The organism is Bradyrhizobium sp. BRP56 (assembly GCF_020194035.1).
GTDB lineage: Bacteria > Pseudomonadota > Alphaproteobacteria > Rhizobiales > Xanthobacteraceae > Bradyrhizobium > Bradyrhizobium australafricanum.
Map to the genome: position 1 here is coordinate 19,133 of NZ_JADYVV010000028.1, position 15,149 is coordinate 34,281.

General features: G+C 65.3%; 15 protein-coding genes. 9 read left to right on the forward strand and 6 right to left on the reverse strand.

The genetic code is table 11. The features are described 5' to 3' along the window. Nucleotides 1–84: 84 nt before the first annotated feature. The 6 genes from cbbX to I6F38_RS20430 all read left to right on the forward strand — a co-directional run bounded on the left by cbbX (nt 85) and on the right by I6F38_RS20430 (nt 7,257). Nucleotides 85–1,026 carry a CbbX protein gene (gene cbbX, locus I6F38_RS20405; protein WP_225161555.1) on the forward strand — a complete coding sequence of 314 codons (942 nt, stop codon included), beginning with the start codon at nt 85–87 and terminating at the stop codon, nt 1,024–1,026. Further along, the gene (locus I6F38_RS20410; RefSeq protein ID WP_225161556.1) at nt 1,023–1,739 is read left to right on the forward strand and encodes an HAD-IA family hydrolase; all 717 of its coding nucleotides are present in this window, start codon (nt 1,023–1,025) and stop codon (nt 1,737–1,739) included. The genes cbbX and I6F38_RS20410 overlap by 4 nt, the downstream gene beginning before the upstream one ends. Before the next feature lie 617 nt (nt 1,740–2,356). Next, nucleotides 2,357–3,430: a multiple monosaccharide ABC transporter substrate-binding protein gene (chvE, locus tag I6F38_RS20415; RefSeq protein ID WP_225161557.1), complete on the forward strand. Its 1,074-nt coding sequence runs from the start codon at nt 2,357–2,359 to the stop codon at nt 3,428–3,430. A gap of 168 nt (nt 3,431–3,598) precedes the next feature. Then, nucleotides 3,599–5,179 (forward strand): multiple monosaccharide ABC transporter ATP-binding protein, encoded by a 1,581-nt coding sequence (gene mmsA / locus I6F38_RS20420; protein WP_225161558.1) that lies wholly within the window; start codon nt 3,599–3,601, stop codon nt 5,177–5,179. Next, on the forward strand, nt 5,176–6,366 hold the full coding sequence (gene mmsB / locus I6F38_RS20425) for a multiple monosaccharide ABC transporter permease (protein ID WP_168857111.1): 1,191 nt from the start codon (nt 5,176–5,178) through the stop codon (nt 6,364–6,366). The genes mmsA and mmsB overlap by 4 nt, the downstream gene beginning before the upstream one ends. Before the next feature lie 57 nt (nt 6,367–6,423). Beyond that, entirely contained in the window at nt 6,424–7,257 is an 834-nt protein-coding gene (locus I6F38_RS20430) for an inositol monophosphatase (protein WP_346657122.1), read from the forward strand. 179 nt (nt 7,258–7,436) lie between these two features. Here I6F38_RS20430 and I6F38_RS20435 read toward each other — a convergent pair whose 3' ends face one another. Then, complete coding sequence (locus I6F38_RS20435) at nt 7,437–8,804, reverse strand: glycosyltransferase family 87 protein (RefSeq protein ID WP_225161559.1); 1,368 nt, start codon at nt 8,802–8,804, stop codon at nt 7,437–7,439. A gap of 220 nt (nt 8,805–9,024) precedes the next feature. On the opposite strand from I6F38_RS20435, the gene I6F38_RS20440 reads away from it, so the two are divergent. After that, the gene (locus I6F38_RS20440; protein ID WP_225161560.1) at nt 9,025–9,720 is read left to right on the forward strand and encodes a DUF4336 domain-containing protein; all 696 of its coding nucleotides are present in this window, start codon (nt 9,025–9,027) and stop codon (nt 9,718–9,720) included. A 32-nt stretch (nt 9,721–9,752) separates the two neighbouring features. On the opposite strand, the gene I6F38_RS20445 is transcribed toward I6F38_RS20440, so the two are convergent. Next, a complete protein-coding gene (locus I6F38_RS20445) occupies nt 9,753–10,679 on the reverse strand; it encodes a helix-turn-helix domain-containing protein (protein WP_225161561.1) in 927 nt (308 codons plus the stop codon). A gap of 104 nt (nt 10,680–10,783) precedes the next feature. Here I6F38_RS20445 and I6F38_RS20450 point away from each other — a divergent pair, with 104 nt between their 5' ends. Further along, the gene (locus tag I6F38_RS20450; RefSeq protein ID WP_225161562.1) at nt 10,784–11,611 is read left to right on the forward strand and encodes a dienelactone hydrolase family protein; all 828 of its coding nucleotides are present in this window, start codon (nt 10,784–10,786) and stop codon (nt 11,609–11,611) included. Here the strand turns inward: I6F38_RS20450 and I6F38_RS20455 are convergent. The 4 genes from I6F38_RS20455 to cobU form a co-directional block, all read right to left on the reverse strand. Continuing rightward, nucleotides 11,594–12,340 carry a CbtA family protein gene (locus I6F38_RS20455; protein ID WP_225161563.1) on the reverse strand — a complete coding sequence of 249 codons (747 nt, stop codon included), beginning with the start codon at nt 12,338–12,340 and terminating at the stop codon, nt 11,594–11,596. The two genes, I6F38_RS20450 and I6F38_RS20455, sit on opposite strands and share 18 nt — an antisense overlap. Before the next feature lie 10 nt (nt 12,341–12,350). Next, nucleotides 12,351–12,563 (reverse strand): CbtB domain-containing protein, encoded by a 213-nt coding sequence (locus tag I6F38_RS20460; RefSeq protein ID WP_057015885.1) that lies wholly within the window; start codon nt 12,561–12,563, stop codon nt 12,351–12,353. Nucleotides 12,564–12,881: 318 nt separating this feature from the next. Further along, a complete protein-coding gene (bluB, locus tag I6F38_RS20465; protein WP_225161615.1) occupies nt 12,882–13,514 on the reverse strand; it encodes a 5,6-dimethylbenzimidazole synthase in 633 nt (210 codons plus the stop codon). A 32-nt stretch (nt 13,515–13,546) separates the two neighbouring features. Beyond that, nucleotides 13,547–14,050 (reverse strand): bifunctional adenosylcobinamide kinase/adenosylcobinamide-phosphate guanylyltransferase, encoded by a 504-nt coding sequence (gene cobU / locus I6F38_RS20470; RefSeq protein WP_225161564.1) that lies wholly within the window; start codon nt 14,048–14,050, stop codon nt 13,547–13,549. A gap of 147 nt (nt 14,051–14,197) precedes the next feature. On the opposite strand from cobU, the gene cbiB reads away from it, so the two are divergent. Beyond that, nucleotides 14,198–15,139 carry an adenosylcobinamide-phosphate synthase CbiB gene (gene cbiB, locus I6F38_RS20475; protein ID WP_225161565.1) on the forward strand — a complete coding sequence of 314 codons (942 nt, stop codon included), beginning with the start codon at nt 14,198–14,200 and terminating at the stop codon, nt 15,137–15,139. Nucleotides 15,140–15,149 lie beyond the last annotated feature (10 nt).

Sequence of the window (15,149 nt, forward strand, 5' to 3'; positions counted from 1 at the left end):
GGTTGCTCCCTCGACCGTCCTGGTCCGGATGCACTTCTCCGTCGTCGCCGCCGCGGCGACGGAGCTTTTCCAGGCGAGAGGACAATGACGCAAGCGCAAGAACAGATCAGCGAACAAATCCGCGAGACCCGGCTCGAGACCATCGACCTTCGCCATGAATTCGCCGACCTCGGCATCGGCGACGTGCTGGACCAGCTCGATTCCGAATTGATCGGCCTGAAGCCGGTGAAGACCCGCATCCGCGAGATCGCCTCGCTGCTGCTGGTCGAACGCATCAGGCAGAAGATGGCGCTGGCGACGACGTTTCCGACCCTGCACATGTCGTTCACCGGCAACCCCGGCACCGGCAAGACCACGGTCGCGCTACGGATGGCCGGCATCCTGCACAAGCTCGGCTTCGTGCGCCGCGGCCACGTCATCAGCGTCACGCGCGACGACCTCGTCGGCCAATATATCGGCCACACCGCGCCGAAGACCAAGGAGATCTTGAAGAAGGCGATGGGCGGCGTGCTGTTCATCGACGAGGCTTATTACCTGTACCGCCCCGAGAACGAGCGCGACTACGGACAGGAGGCGATCGAGATCCTGTTGCAGATCATGGAACAGCAGCGCGAGGATCTGGTGGTGATTCTGGCCGGCTATGGCGACCGCATGGAGAAATTCTTCCAGAGCAATCCGGGGTTCCGCTCCCGCATCGCGCATCACATCGACTTCCCCGACTATTCCGACGGCGAGCTGCTCTGGATCGCCGAGCTGATGTTGCAGCAGCAGAATTATCGGTTCTCTTCGGAAGCCCGCGAGGCCTTCATCCGTTACATCGCCGTGCGCAAAGAACAGCCGCTGTTCTCCAATGCACGCTCGATCCGCAATGCGCTCGATCGCATCCGGCTGCGCCAGGCCAACCGGATCGTGGCGAAGCTCGACCGCACGCTCACCGCCGACGACGTGATGTCGATCGAGGCCGGCGACGTGCTCGCCAGCCGGGTGTTCGTCAAAGGCGCCGGTGCGCCGGGCGAGGGACGATGAACGAGGCGCTCGCCGTGATCCGGTCCGCCGGGATGCGCGACATCATTGCGAGCGCCCGCGCCTTGATCTTCGATGTCGACGGCACGCTCGCCGAGACCGAGGAGGTGCATCGCCGCGCCTTCAATGAAGCCTTTGCCGAAGCCGGCCTCGATTGGTTCTGGGACCAGGTCACCTACGCGCGGTTGCTTCGGGTGGCCGGAGGCAAGGAGCGCATCCGCGCCTTCGACCAGCGCAACGCGGTCCCAATGCTGACATTCGCCGAGATCGCCGACCTGCACAGGATCAAGACCGCGCGCTACGCCGCGCTGATCGCCGCGGGCGGCTGCCCGTTGCGGCCGGGCGTCAGGGCCTGGCTCGCCGGCGCGCGCAGCCGCGGCCAGCGCCTGGCGATCGCAACGACCACCTCGCATGGCAATATCGATGCGTTGCTTTCGGTTTCGCTCGGGCTGGACTGGGCCGATCAGTTCGAGGCGATCGTTGCCGGCGACGACGTGCCGCGGAAGAAGCCGGCGCCCGATGTCTACACCGAGGTCCTGACCCGGCTCGGGCTCGGGCCGGGAGATTGCGTCGCAATCGAGGATTCCGGCAACGGCCTCGCTGCCGCGGCGGGCGCCGGCATCCCCGTGGTCATCACCCGCAGCACCTATTTCAGCGACGACGATTTCACCGAGGCATTGCTGGTTGTCGACGATCTCGCTGACATCGACGCCTGAAGGTCGCTGCCGCTGGCCGGCAGCTCAGACCAATTTATTCAGATGGTGAAATAAATGGTGCTTGCATCCACAGCAGGGTGAAGGCACAATCCGGCCAAAGGCTACCAGAAGCGGTGCTGCACCAGCTGGGAGGCGATGGGACTTGCCAGCGATTCCGGACAGTTACCCCCACGACCCATCCACGTCTCCGATCAGTTTCTTCGGATAATTAAATAAATGGCCAGTCGGTGCTTGCGTCCATATGGTAGGGGCAACGTCAACCAAAGGGTGCAAGTAACGGTGGCGCACCGCCCGACGTCCTGTCGGACGCTGGCGCGCGCCAACGATTCCGGCAGACCGGCGCCTCATGATCCTCCACGTCATTCCTGCGCCTCGTTCGCCCCACGACATGGCTCGCGGCCGAGCCCGGCATTGCGGGATCGACATGGCCGATCGTGCGGAGCGAGCATTGGCGCTGTTGACGGGGTCGATCGACATTCCGCAATTTCGGTTCGTGACGGTCCCGGCGCCGATCCGACATCGCCGTAGAATCTGCGGCCGGCCCACGAACGATCGCCGTCGATCGACGCTGTCCACGGCAACTGGAATCCCAACTCAAAAAAGCGAGGGAGTGAAGCATGTTCAAATTGAAGACCACCTTGTTCGCGCTTGCGCTGGCCGGCCTTGCCGCGACGGTCTCGGATCGCGACGCGCTCGCCCAAAGCAAGCCGACCATCGGCATCGCGATGCCGACCAAATCCTCGGCACGCTGGATCGACGACGGCAACAACATGGTCAAGGTGCTGAAGGAGCGCGGCTACGGCACCGATCTGCAATATGCCGAAGACGACATTCCGAACCAGCTCTCCCAGGTCGAGAACATGGTGACCAAGGGCGCCAAGGTGCTGGTCATCGCCGCCATCGACGGGACCACCTTGTCCGATGTCCTGAAGCAGGCCAAGGCCCAGGGCATCACGGTGATCGCCTATGACCGCCTGATCCGCGACACCCCCAGCGTCGACTATTACGCGACCTTCGACAATTTCCAGGTCGGTGTGCTGCAGGCCCAGTCGATCGAGAACGCGCTCGGGCTCAAGGAGGGCAAGGGGCCCTTCAACATCGAGCTGTTCGGCGGCTCGCCCGACGACAACAATGCGTACTTCTTCTACGACGGCGCGATGTCGGTGTTGAAGCCCTATATCGACAGCGGCAAGCTCGTGGTCGGCAGCGGCCAGACGGGCATGAACAAGGTCGCGACGCTGCGCTGGGACGGTGCGACCGCGCAGGCGCGGATGGACAACCTGCTCAGCGCGTTCTACGGCAAGAAGCGCGTCGATGCGGTGCTGTCGCCCTATGACGGCCTGTCGATCGGCATCATCTCCTCGCTGAAGAGCGTCGGCTACGGCAGCAAGGACCAGCCGATGCCGTATATCAGCGGGCAGGATGCCGAAGTCCCCTCGGTCAAGGCGATGCTGCGCGGCGAGCAATATTCGACCATCTTCAAGGACACCCGCGACCTCGCCAAGGTCACCGCCGACATGGTCGACGCCGTGCTGAGCAAGAAGGAGGTCGCCGTCAACGACACCAAGACCTACAACAATGGGGTCAAGGTGGTTCCGTCCTATCTCCTCAAGCCGGTCGTGGTGGATAAGACCAACTGGGAGAAAGTCCTGATTGACAGCGGCTACTACAAGCGCTCGCAATTCGACTAGAGCGTTTTCGAGCGAAGTGGGTACCGGTTCGCGTGAGGAAAACGCGTCAAAACTAGAATCTGGAGCCCCGGTCCGATTTAATCGGAACGGAATAGGCTCCAGGGCGGGTCGCCGGGCGAGCGGCGGCGAGCCGGGCCGGGGACGATCGACGCTGCAGGACATGATCCGATGACGGCAATGCTTGAGATGCGCGGCGTCAGCAAGAGCTTTGCCGGTGTGCAGGCGCTGCGCGACGTCAGCTTCACCGTCGAGGCCGGGCAGATCCATGCGCTGGTCGGCGAAAATGGCGCCGGCAAGTCGACCTTGATGAAGGTGCTGAGCGGGGTCTATCCGGCCGGCAGCTACGATGGGTCTATCGTGTTCGACGACGAGGAGCGGCGCTTCCGCGACATCAACGACAGCGAGGCGCTCGGGATCATCATCATCCATCAGGAGCTGGCGCTGATCCCGCTGCTGTCGATTGCCGAGAACATCTTTCTGTCGCATCCGCCGTCGCGGTTTGGCGTCATCGACCGCAACGCGGTGCATCGGCGGACCGCCGAACTGTTGGCGCAGGTCGGCTTGCGGGAGCCGCCGGATACGCTGATCACCGACCTCGGCGTCGGCAAGCAGCAGCTCGTGGAGATCGCCAAGGCGCTGTCCAAGCGGGTGCGTCTCCTGATCCTCGACGAGCCGACCGCCAGTCTCAACGAAGCCGACAGCGCCGCCTTGCTCGAGCGTCTCCTGGCCTTCCGCGAGCAGGGCATCGCCTCGATCCTGATCTCGCACAAGCTGAACGAGGTTGCGCGCATCGCCGACCGCATCACGGTGCTGCGCGACGGCCGTACCGTCGACAGCATCGACTGCCGCACCGAGCGGATCGAGGAGGACCGCATCATCCGCAGCATGGTCGACCGCGATCTCGCGCACCGCTTCCCGGAGCGCAAGGCCGAGATCGGCGAACCCGTGATGACGGTGGAGAACTGGTCGGTGTATCACCCGCTGCATACCGAGCGGCAGGTGATCAAGAACGTCGACTTCACGCTGCGGCGCGGCGAGGTGGTCGGCATCGCCGGCCTGATGGGCGCCGGCCGCACCGAGTTCGCCATGAGCCTGTTCGGCCGCGCCTGGGGCACCAACGCTTCCGGCAAGGTCCGGCTCGATGGACGCGAGGCCGATCTGTCCAGCGTGCCGGCCGCGATCGATGCCGGCATCGCCTATGTCACCGAAGACCGCAAGCAGCTCGGGCTGATCCTTGCCGCCGACGTCCGCAAGAACGTGACGGTGGCGAGCCTGCGCCAGGTGTCGGAGCGCGGCGTGATCGACGATGTCGCCGAGCTGAAAGCCGCGAGCGACTATCGCACCCGGATGCGGATCCGCTGCTCCGACGTCTACCAGGCGACCGGCGACCTCTCGGGCGGCAACCAGCAGAAGGTCGTGCTGTCGAAATGGCTGATGACCGATCCGAGGGTGCTGCTGCTGGACGAGCCGACGCGCGGGATCGACGTCGGCGCGAAATACGAGATCTACTCCATCATCAACGAGCTGGCGGAGGCCGGCAGGGGCGTCGTGGTGATCTCGTCGGAGATGCCCGAGCTGCTCGGCATCTGCGACCGGATCTGCGTGATGAATGACGGCGCCTTCGTCGGCGAGTTCGCAGGCCACGATGCGACGCAGGAGAAGATCATGCGCGCCATCATGCGCAATGTCAGAATGTCCGGACGCGGCGCCGACGAAAGGGCGGCACGCGCCGGAGGAGGGGCACCATGACCGACAAGACGGTATCACTTCCCGAGGCCCCCAGGCATTCCGGCTTCATCAAGAACAATCTGCGCAACTACGGCATGCTGCTGTCGCTGCTCGCGATCATGCTGTTCTTCGAGATCGTGACCGACGGCACGCTGTTGCAGCCGCTCAACCTCACCAATCTCGTGCTGCAGAACAGCTACATCGTCATCATGGCGCTCGGCATGCTGCTGGTGATCGTCACCGGGCATATCGATCTTTCGGTCGGCTCGGTCGCGGGCTTCGTCGGCGCGGTCGCGGCGGTGCTGATGGTGCGCTACCATGTCAGCTACCCGATCGCCTTCGTCGCCTGCCTCCTGGTTGGCGCCGCGATCGGCGCGGCCCAGGGCTATTGGGTGGCCTATTTCGGCATTCCGTCCTTCATCGTGACGCTGGCGGGCATGCTGGTGTTCAAGGGCCTCGCGCTTGCGGTGCTGCAGGGCCAGTCGGTCGGGCCGTTCCCGCCTACCTTCCAGAAGCTGTCGTCGGGCTTCATCCCCGAGCTGTTCCCGAGCGCCGGCACGCTCTATCCGACGTCGCTCGCGATCGGCATCGTCCTGGCGTTTGTGCTGGTGCTGGCGACCGCCAGGAGCCGGGCGCGCGAGCAGGCGCACGGCATCGCCGTCGAGCCCTACGCGTTCTTTATCGTCAAGAGCATCGCGCTGGCGGGCGCGGTGCTCTACTTCACCTATCTGATCGCCTCGCATCGCGGCCTGCCCAACGTGCTCGTCATCATGACCGTCCTGATCGCGCTCTATGGCTTCGTCACGCGGCGGACGGTGATCGGGCGGCAGATCTACGCGGTGGGCGGCAATGCCAAGGCGGCGAAACTGTCCGGCGTCAAGACCGAACGGCTCACCTTCTTCACCTTCGTCAACATGGGCGTGCTGGCCGCGCTTGCCGGGCTGGTGTTCGCAGCCCGGCTCAACACCGCGACGCCGAAGGCCGGCCTCGGCTTCGAGCTCGATGTGATCGCCGCCTGCTTCATCGGCGGTGCGTCGGCCTATGGCGGCGTCGGCCGGGTCGGTGGCGCGGTGGTCGGTGCCATGATCATGGGCGTGATGAACAACGGCATGTCGATCCTCGGTATCGGCATCGATTATCAGCAAGTGATCAAGGGCCTCGTCCTGCTGGGCGCCGTCTGCATCGATGTCTACAACCAGCGCCGCTGACCGCCACGCAGTCACAATTCAACGGTAGGGTGCCGGCGCAACGCAGGAGAATGCCGCGTGAAACTGTCCCATGCCGACGCGCTTGATATCGGAGCCATCCTTGCCGAAGTCGGCCGCAGCGAGATCATGCCGCGGTTCCGCCGCGTGCGGGAGATCGAGGTCCGCACCAAGACATCGGCATTCGACGTCGTCACCGAAGCCGATGAGCTTGCCGAGCAGGCGATATCGGCGGCGCTGCTGCGGGCGTTTCCGAATGCGGTTGTGATCGGCGAGGAAGGCACCGCGCGTGATCCGGCCGCGCTCGATCAGGTCGGGACCGCGGAGCTCGCCTTCATCATCGATCCGATCGACGGCACGCGCAACTTCACCTCGAGCCTGCCGCTGTTCGGCACCATGGTGGCGGCCACCATGCGCGGCGAGATCGTGTTCGGCGCGATCCATGATCCGGTCAGCAACGACACCGCATTCGCGCTGCGCGGCGAGGGCGCGTGGCTCGCGGTGCCGGACGGCCGGCGGCATGACCTGAAGGTGGCTCCCGCCGTGCCGGTCAAGCAGATGGATGCGATCGTCGGCGTCAACTTCCTGCCCGAGCCGCTACGCACAATTGTCGCCGGCAATCTTTCCAGGCTCGGCGGCAGCGCCTGGCTCAGATGCGCCGCGCACGAATATCGCATGGCGGCCTCCGGACATTGCCACCTGCTGTTCTACAACAAGCTGATGCCGTGGGATCATGCCGCGGGCTGGCTGCTGCATCGCGAGGCCGGCGGCTACAGCGCGCATTTCGACGGATCACCCTACCGGCCGGTCAATCTGACCGGCGGCTTGCTGTGCGCACCCGACGAGGCGAGCTGGCACGCGGCGCGAGAGGCGATCCTGATGCCGGCTGGATAGCAGCGGACGCCGGTTCGTCGCGTTGCGGCGGTTATGAGCCACATTGGTTTTCGGATTCAACTGTCAAACAGCTTGTTCGGTGTCGTCCCTGCGTTCGCATGCGTTCGCAGGGACGACACTGAGTGCGTTGCGCTGTCAGCGGCCATATTTATGCTGCGGGACTTGCGCCGTCGGGCAAATCAGTGATTGGCGATTTCGGCCGGAGCATCCAGGAGTGGCAGATGCCTGATGCGGCGCACGACAAGGATGGCAACTGCCGCGGCGGCGATCGGTGCCAGTTGCAGGCCGTTGGCGCCCGCGGGCACCATGGCGAATGGCGTCAAATAAAGCGCCGCGAGGGCGATGCGTTCATAGGGCAGCCAGCCCTGCGCACGCGCCTGCGCGATCAGCCACGCGCCAGGGATCGCCAGGATCACGACCTCATAGTTGCCGAGCGACGGTACGCACAGGCCGGTCATCGCCACCATCAGCGCGATCTCGGCGGCGCCGCCGGGACATTTTCGCAGCACCAGGACCAGGACGGCGATCGCGATCGCGGCCGCAGTCACCTGGACGAGCCAGGCCGTGCCGCTGGATCCGCCGGCCAGCCTGACCGCGGCATAGGGACTGGCGAACTTCTCGAAACCGGGTCCGCCGCCGAGGCTCCAGGCGCTTGCCTCCGGCAGAACGGCAACAAACTTAATCCACGGATCGATCCCGAAGGAGGCGGTGGCCGCCAGCACAAGCACGAGCGTCGTTGCGGCCGCTGCAGCCAGCGCGCGCCAGCGCCGCGTCAGGATCAGCACCAGCGGCGCAAGCAGCGCGATCTGCGGCTTGTAGCTGAAGCACCCGAGCAACGCGCCGGCGATCACCGGGTAGCGGTCCAGCGTGACGGCCGATCCGCCGAGCAGGGCCGCCGAGAACAGCGAATTCTGTCCGAACAGCGCGCACACCCACACGGCGGGAAAGGCGAGCGCGGGAACGACGGAGCCGCGCTCGAGCATGGCTCTCACCGCGGTTGCATAGGCGGCGCCGGTCGCGAAGATCCAGATGATGGCCGCCGTTGCAAAGGGAACCAGTGCGAAGGGCATCCAGAACAGCAGCGACGTCGGCGGATAGAAGAACGGTGCGTAGGTGTTCTGACCGAGCACGGCGGCTACAGCGGCGCGGCCTGCGTCGCCATAGGCGTCGCCGGCGCGGCCTTCGAGCGCGAGCTTTGCCGCGGTCCAGAACGCCGCGAAATCATGGCCGACTTCCATCGTCGGCGCGACCCATGGGATGATCGCGATGCAGCCGATGAACAGGACGAGAAATACGCGGGTGAAGGCGGTGACACGGCCAGCCGTGAGCCAGTCGGCCTCACGCAGCGCGGAGACCAGCACGCCCGCGCCGGACTGCGGTGAATGCGCGATTGCCGCCTGCGGCTGACCTGTGGAAGCATTCGAAGTTCGGTTGATGGTTGCGCGCGGCATCGCGGCGCCACGACCTGCGTCATCCGCTGCGAGGTGACGCGCGGCGTCATCAGCGAAGGCCAGCCTGTGTCCCTCGAGGTCCGACTTCTGCGACATCGGCCGCTTCATCCCAATCGCGTCGTGCACGCGCAACATTTGGATCAAATCGTCTAAGGTTGCGTAAACCCGATCGTTGCAATTGGCCGCGGCGCAATCGGAACCGAATCGACATTGCCCTTGTCCGCGGCCTGTCACGCCGGGCATGGTAAATGAACCCGCAACGCCGGCGGCGCGTGCGGGGTTGGATGCGGAGCCCGGCGGTCAAGGTTCATCGCGAATGGCGGTATTGCAGCAGTTCGGCCACGACATCTGGATTGCCGGGGGACCGAACCTCGCGGTCGCCGGGTTTCACTATCCGACCCGGATGGCCGTCGTCAGGCTGGCGGACGGTGCCCTTTTCATCTGGTCGCCGGTCCGGCTGACGGAGCAATTGCAGGCCGGCGTCGACGCGCTCGGCCAAGTCAGGCACATCGTGGCGCCCAACTCGCTGCATCATCTGTTCCTCGCCGAGTGGAAGCAGGCCTATCCGGCCGCTGTGCTCCACGCCCCGCCGGGCCTGCGCAAGCGGCGCCGTGACCTCGGCTTCGACGCCGATCTCGCGGACGCGCCGAGCCTCGACTGGGCCGGACAGATCGATCAGGTGGTGATGCGCGGCAACCTGATCACCACGGAGGTGGTGTTCTTCCATGTCGAAAGCGGCACCGTGCTGTTCACCGACTTGCTGCAGCAGATTCCTCCCGACCTGGTCTCGGGCTGGCGGGCGACGATCGCGAAGCTCGACCTGATGCTCGGGCCGGAGCCGTCGGTGCCGCGCAAGTTCCGCGTTGCCTTCACGGGCCGCCGCGCGGCGCGCGCGGCCTTGCAGAGGATTCTGGCGTGGCCTGCCGAAAAGGTGCTGATGGCCCATGGCACGCCCGTCGAAAAGGATGCGCCGGTATTCTTGCGCCGCGCCTTCGCGTGGCTCTCGGCGTGATGATCTCATCGCGGATGTGGCGTCGTTGCGGATCAACCGCCTGAGCGGAAATGCCGCGGCGAATGCCGCGTTTCGCGCCGGATCAGCCGGCGGAGGGTCGAGGGCTCGGCATATCCGACCTTGCCCGCGATCTCTTCGACCGACAGGCGCGTGGTCTCGAGCAACGACCGCGCCGTCTCGATCCTAATGCGTTGCACGAATTGAATGGGCGACACGCCGCAGATCGATTCGAGCCGTCTGGCAAATGTCCGCGGCGCCAGCGCCACGGCAGCGGCGACGTCCCCGATCGTGAAGTCGCGCGCGATGTTGCTGCGGACCCATTTCTCGGCCTTGGCGATCTTGGGGTCCTGACTGGCAAGATAATTGATCGCCATGAATGGCGCCTGCGAATGCCGCTCGCCAAGCAGAAGGTAGTTGGCGCAGCCCTTGGCCAGCGCCGGGCTGCCGAAACGCGCGATCACCGCAAGCATCAGGTCCATCTGCGCCATCGCCGCGCCGGCGGTTGCGATCGGCCAGTCGGCCACTACCATCCGCTCCGTCATCAACTCGACATTCGGATAGCGTTGCCGAAACAGCGGCGCGAACCACCATGTCGTGGTCGCTCGCTTGCCGTCCAGCAGGCCGGTCTCCGCGAGCAGGAAACTGCTGGCGCAGGACGCGGCGAGCATCGCGCCGCTCGCGAACGCCGTGACCAGCATGTCGCGGGCGTGCCGACACGCCGGTGTCGCCAGCTTCCGCTCCAGTGCATCGGCCGACGCCGAGCCGAGTCCGGGCACGATGACGAGGTCGGCGCCGCGCAATCGGCCGGCGCGTCGCCTCGGCCCATAACGCAGCGTCGTCACCTCGAAGCGCGTGCGCTTCGTCGCACTGATCCGGTTGGCGGTCGCCAGCACGTCGTGGGTGATGGCGGCCGCCGACGCGAGGCAGCCGTCGATCTCGACAACCGCGATCTTGGTCATGTCATAAAATCCGCGATCAATGTCATTTTTGACACTAGCTGCCGGGCCGGAAAATCGCAACTCTGACGCCAAGACGCTGCCGATCTCGATCAGGAGGACCGCCGATGCCGAACCGGCCGATGACCCAGGACGATCCGCTCGAGGATTTCGAGCGCCGCCAGATCACCCTCGATGGAGCCAGCAAGAGCGTTCATGTTGGCGGCGAAGGTCCTGCGGTGATCGTGATGGCGGAGATGCCGGGCATCAGCCCGCATGTGGCGCGCTTCGCCCGCTGGGTTCGCGATGCCGGATTCACCGTCTATATGCCATCGCTGTTCGGCCGCGACGGCGCCGTTGCGAGCGCGGAGGAGGGCGCCGCGGTGTTTCAGCGCGCCTGCGTCAGTGCGGAGTTTCGTGCGATGGCCGCAAACCAGTCCAGTCCCGTGACGCAATGGCTGCGCGCGCTGGCGCGATTTGCCCATGACGAATGCGGCGGTCCCGGTGTCGGGGCCATCGGGATGTGCTTTACCGGCAATTTCGCGCTCACCATGATGCTGGAGCCGTCGATGCTGGCGCCGGTGCTTTCGCAGCCGTCATTGCCATTGAACGATCCGGCGGGCATCGAGATCGCGCCGGAAGAGGTCAAGGCGGTGCGCGAGCGGCTGGAACGCGAAGACCTGACCGTGCTGGCCTATCGCTTTGAGGGCGACAAGTTCTGCATGGCGCAGCGCTTTGCGGCCTATCGCGAGGCACTCGGCGACCGCTTCATCGGGCGGGTGCTTCCCGACAGCGCGGCGAACCGCGATGTGCCGCCGTTCTTCCGGAATTTCGTCACGACACCGCACAGCGTCGTGACTGTGCATCTGATCGACGAGGCCGGCCAGCCGACCATCGTGGCCCGCGATGAGATCCTGGCGTTTTTCCGGCAGCGGCTGTCATCCGCGAGCGGATGAGTCCGGCCGATCGAAATAGGCGAATCCGGCGCTCGTCAGGCTGCCCAGCATGGACCAGAACACCAGACTGGTCAGCGTGACGGCGACCACGAACTGGTGCGACAGGGACGAAGGCACGTTGGTCTCGACGTGCTCCAGCTCGGGCGCGCCGATCAGATGCGGCAGCATGATCAGGACCACGCCGGCGATGGCGGCCGGCATCGAGCGCCGGAACACGATCAGCCCGAGGCCGGCTGCGGTCGCCAGCACCGCCGTCACCCACCAGATCTGGCGCGAAAGCAATGGAGCGGTGGGGACCCCCGGCAATTCAGGCGGCAGTCCGAGGCCCGGAGCGATGGTGAAGACGGCGAAACCGGCGAGGCCCCACATCAGGCCTTCATGCCACGAGATCTGCTCGCCGGTCGCGCCGCTGCGAACCGCGAGGAAGCCGCAGAGCAGAAGCGCAAAACCGATCGCGGTCAGGATGTTCGCCCCCGCGGTATAGACGTTGCGTTCCAAACCATCGCGTGGCTCCCAGGCCTCCGCGCCATGATCATGATCCACATGATCATGGACGAGGATCGCCTGCGGTGGCGCGGCGGCTTCGTGCTTGTGCGTTGCCGCCTTCTCGTAGACCTCGGCCCTGAGGATCAGGGGAACGGTGCCGAATTGCTGGACCGCCGTGACGATCAGGCCGACGATGAATCCGGCAATGACCGACGAGAAGACGATCGAGCGAAACGTGCTCATGCCAACGAGATCAGTGGCAGGGGAAGGCGTTGGAATGGCGCACGTCGTGCGCGGCGTTGTGGATCACGTCGATGTGCGAGAAGCCGACCACGCCGACGATGAACAGGCCGAGCGTCATGGCCATCAACGACTGTGCAAGCCGTCCGACCTGTCGGGTGGCGATCGGCAGATGCGTGACCTGAGCTTGAGTAACCTGGGTTTGCGCGGTCTGGGACTGGCTCATGGTCGTTCTCCACATTCGATTTGATCGGCTTCTAGCAGCTTTCGGGTGATGTCGCGACTGGTAAGATGCAAATTTGTTCCAAGGGGAATGCGCTTGCGCTCGATCTTGGCGCGTGCGGCTGCCGTGAAGGCTGGTCCAAACCGCCTGAAATGGGCGAGACAAGCGTCCACCGTCGGATCGGTGCCAAGCAGCGTGCGAAAGGCGCCCCGATGCACCGCGCAGATAGCGCCGTGCTCCGGCACGGGAAAGACCAGCGAGGCGATGTCGGCGCGCCAGTGCGCGTCACAGCTCGAGGGGCCGTCGCCGGCAGAGGCTCGGTCAGCGCCGGATGGTGAATTCATCCGGACCTCGCCGCGATTCCCACTTGGCCTGTTCGAGCTCCGGACGGTCGCATTCGGTCTGGGGGTAACCGATGCAGAGGTAGCCGACAAATTTCCAGGAGTCCGGGATTTCCAGAACGCCATGAATGCGGTCTGGATTGAGGATCGATACCCAGCCGATGCCGATGCCTTCGGCGCGCGCGGCAAGCCACATCGAGCAGATCGCGGCCACCACGGAATATTCCGACGTCTCCGGCATCGTCGCGCGGCCGAGACCGGCGCCGATCCGGTCGGTCTTCTCTGCAAACACGGCGAGATGTCCCGGCGCCTCCTCGAGGCCTGATAATTTCAATGCGGCGTATTTTGCGGCGCGCTCGCCCGAATAGGACCGCAGCGCATCGGCGTTGCAGGCCTTGAAGTCGTCGATGACAGCGCGGCGTCGTGCCTCGTCGTCGACAATGACGAACCGCCAGGGCTGGCTCAGGCCGACCGAAGGCGACAGGCAGGCGATCTCGATCAGCCGCTCGATCGTGCCATCCGGCAGCGGATCGGTTCGGAACCGCCGCACGTCCCGTCGCCACACGAACAGCTCGTGCAGCTGCCGGCGAAACGTATCGTCGAATGAGACCATTGCGGGGCCTTTGGCAGGATCGATCTCGGACTTCATTTAAGCTTCATCGGCAGGCCCGCAACGACGAACTCGACCTCGTCTGCGATACCGGCGATAGTCTGGTTCATGATTCCTGCGGCGTCGCGGAAAGTCCGCGCCAATGCATTGTCCGGCACGATGCCGAGACCGACTTCGTTAGTGACCAGCACGACCGGGCCGTGCTGGCGCGACAGCGCATCCGCCAGCCGCGTCACTTCCTGCGACCAGTCGCGCCCGGCATGCAGCAGATTGGATAGCCAGAGCGTCAGGCAATCGACCAGCCTCGCGCCAGCGCCATCGGTCCCGGACAGCGCTTCAACGAGATCGAGCGGCACCTCGCGCTCGATCCAGTCGCTGCCGCGCCGCGCGCGATGTTTGGCGATCCGCTCATCCATTTCCGCGTCGAGCGCCTCGGCGGTCGCGATATAGACCGGCTGTCCCGGAAAGCTGCGCGCACGAAGTTCGGCGCGCCGGCTTTTGCCGGACCGGGCTCCCCCCGTGATCAGAATGACGGCCATATCATCTCCTGTGCGACCGGTACGCACGTCGTTCACAAACGCTCTAACCACCAATCGCGGAGAAAGACAAAGCCGAAATCCGTCACGGAGGGCTTGCGCTCGGCCGATGTCTTGCGCATCAGGGGGACGGCGGCGCGGAGAGGTTAAGTGGGTTTTGCGGGAGCGATGGCGGTGGCGATGGCGGTGGATGCCCTGATCGGCTGGCCGGCGTGGCTGTTTGGCCGCATCGGCCATCCCGTGACTTGGCTCGGCCGCCTGATCCATCTTGTCGACAGCGCCTGGAACCGCGCCTCCGACCCGCCGGCGTTTCGTCGCGTGGTGGGTATTGCGGCTGCGATCCTGGTGATCGCGCTGGTGATTGCGCTCGGCTGGGCCGTTCAGTCCGTGCTCGCATCCGGATGGCTGCGCGTTATCCTTGTCGGTGTGCTGGCGTGGCCGTTGGTGGCCGTGCGCTCGCTGCATGACCATGTCGCCGCGGTGGCAAGTCCCTTGGCATCCGGCGACATCACGGGCGCACGTTCGGCGGTCGCGCAAATTGTTGGGCGTGATCCGGCAACGCTCGACGACGCCGGCATCGCGCGCGCCACCATCGAGAGCCTGGCCGAGAATGCATCCGACGGCATCGTGGCGCCGGTGTTCTGGGGCGCGCTGTTCGGCCTGCCGGGGATCCTTGGCTACAAGGCGATCAACACGCTGGACTCGATGATCGGCCACCGCACCGAGCGGCACGAAGCCTTTGGCTGGGCGGCCGCCCGGATCGACGATCTCGCCAATCTCGCTCCGGCGCGGCTGACCGGTCTTCTGTTCGTGCTGCTCGCGCCAAACCGTTCGCAGGCGTGGTCATGCATGTTGCGCGATGCGCAGCGGCATCGCTCGCCGAATGCCGGCTGGCCGGAAGCTGCGATGGCCGGCGCGCTCGGCGTGCGGCTCAGCGGTCCCCGCATCTATCACGGACACGTCGCCGATGAGCCCTGGCTGAACGAGGGGGCGCGCGATCCGGCTGCAGCTGACGTCCTCACCGGGTTGAAACTCTATCGCTACGCCATGGTGCTGTTGGCTGCGGCGTTTGTCGCCCTGGCGCTGGCGTGAAGGAGCGACG

Excerpts from the sequence above, each read along its gene's own strand:
- cbbX (WP_225161555.1), top strand. The coding sequence starts at position 85 with ATGACGCAAGCGCAAGAACAGATCAGCGAACAAATCCGCGAGACCCGG.
- I6F38_RS20410 (WP_225161556.1), top strand. The coding sequence starts at position 1,023 with ATGAACGAGGCGCTCGCCGTGATCCGGTCCGCCGGGATGCGCGACATC.
- chvE (WP_225161557.1), top strand. The coding sequence starts at position 2,357 with ATGTTCAAATTGAAGACCACCTTGTTCGCGCTTGCGCTGGCCGGCCTT.
- mmsA (WP_225161558.1), top strand. The coding sequence starts at position 3,599 with ATGACGGCAATGCTTGAGATGCGCGGCGTCAGCAAGAGCTTTGCCGGT.
- mmsB (WP_168857111.1), top strand. The coding sequence starts at position 5,176 with ATGACCGACAAGACGGTATCACTTCCCGAGGCCCCCAGGCATTCCGGC.
- I6F38_RS20435 (WP_225161559.1), bottom strand. The coding sequence starts at position 8,804 with ATGTCGCAGAAGTCGGACCTCGAGGGACACAGGCTGGCCTTCGCTGAT.
- I6F38_RS20440 (WP_225161560.1), top strand. The coding sequence starts at position 9,025 with ATGGCGGTATTGCAGCAGTTCGGCCACGACATCTGGATTGCCGGGGGA.
- I6F38_RS20445 (WP_225161561.1), bottom strand. The coding sequence starts at position 10,679 with ATGACCAAGATCGCGGTTGTCGAGATCGACGGCTGCCTCGCGTCGGCG.
- I6F38_RS20450 (WP_225161562.1), top strand. The coding sequence starts at position 10,784 with ATGCCGAACCGGCCGATGACCCAGGACGATCCGCTCGAGGATTTCGAG.
- I6F38_RS20455 (WP_225161563.1), bottom strand. The coding sequence starts at position 12,340 with ATGAGCACGTTTCGCTCGATCGTCTTCTCGTCGGTCATTGCCGGATTC.
- I6F38_RS20460 (WP_057015885.1), bottom strand. The coding sequence starts at position 12,563 with ATGAGCCAGTCCCAGACCGCGCAAACCCAGGTTACTCAAGCTCAGGTC.
- bluB (WP_225161615.1), bottom strand. The coding sequence starts at position 13,514 with ATGGTCTCATTCGACGATACGTTTCGCCGGCAGCTGCACGAGCTGTTC.
- cobU (WP_225161564.1), bottom strand. The coding sequence starts at position 14,050 with ATGGCCGTCATTCTGATCACGGGGGGAGCCCGGTCCGGCAAAAGCCGG.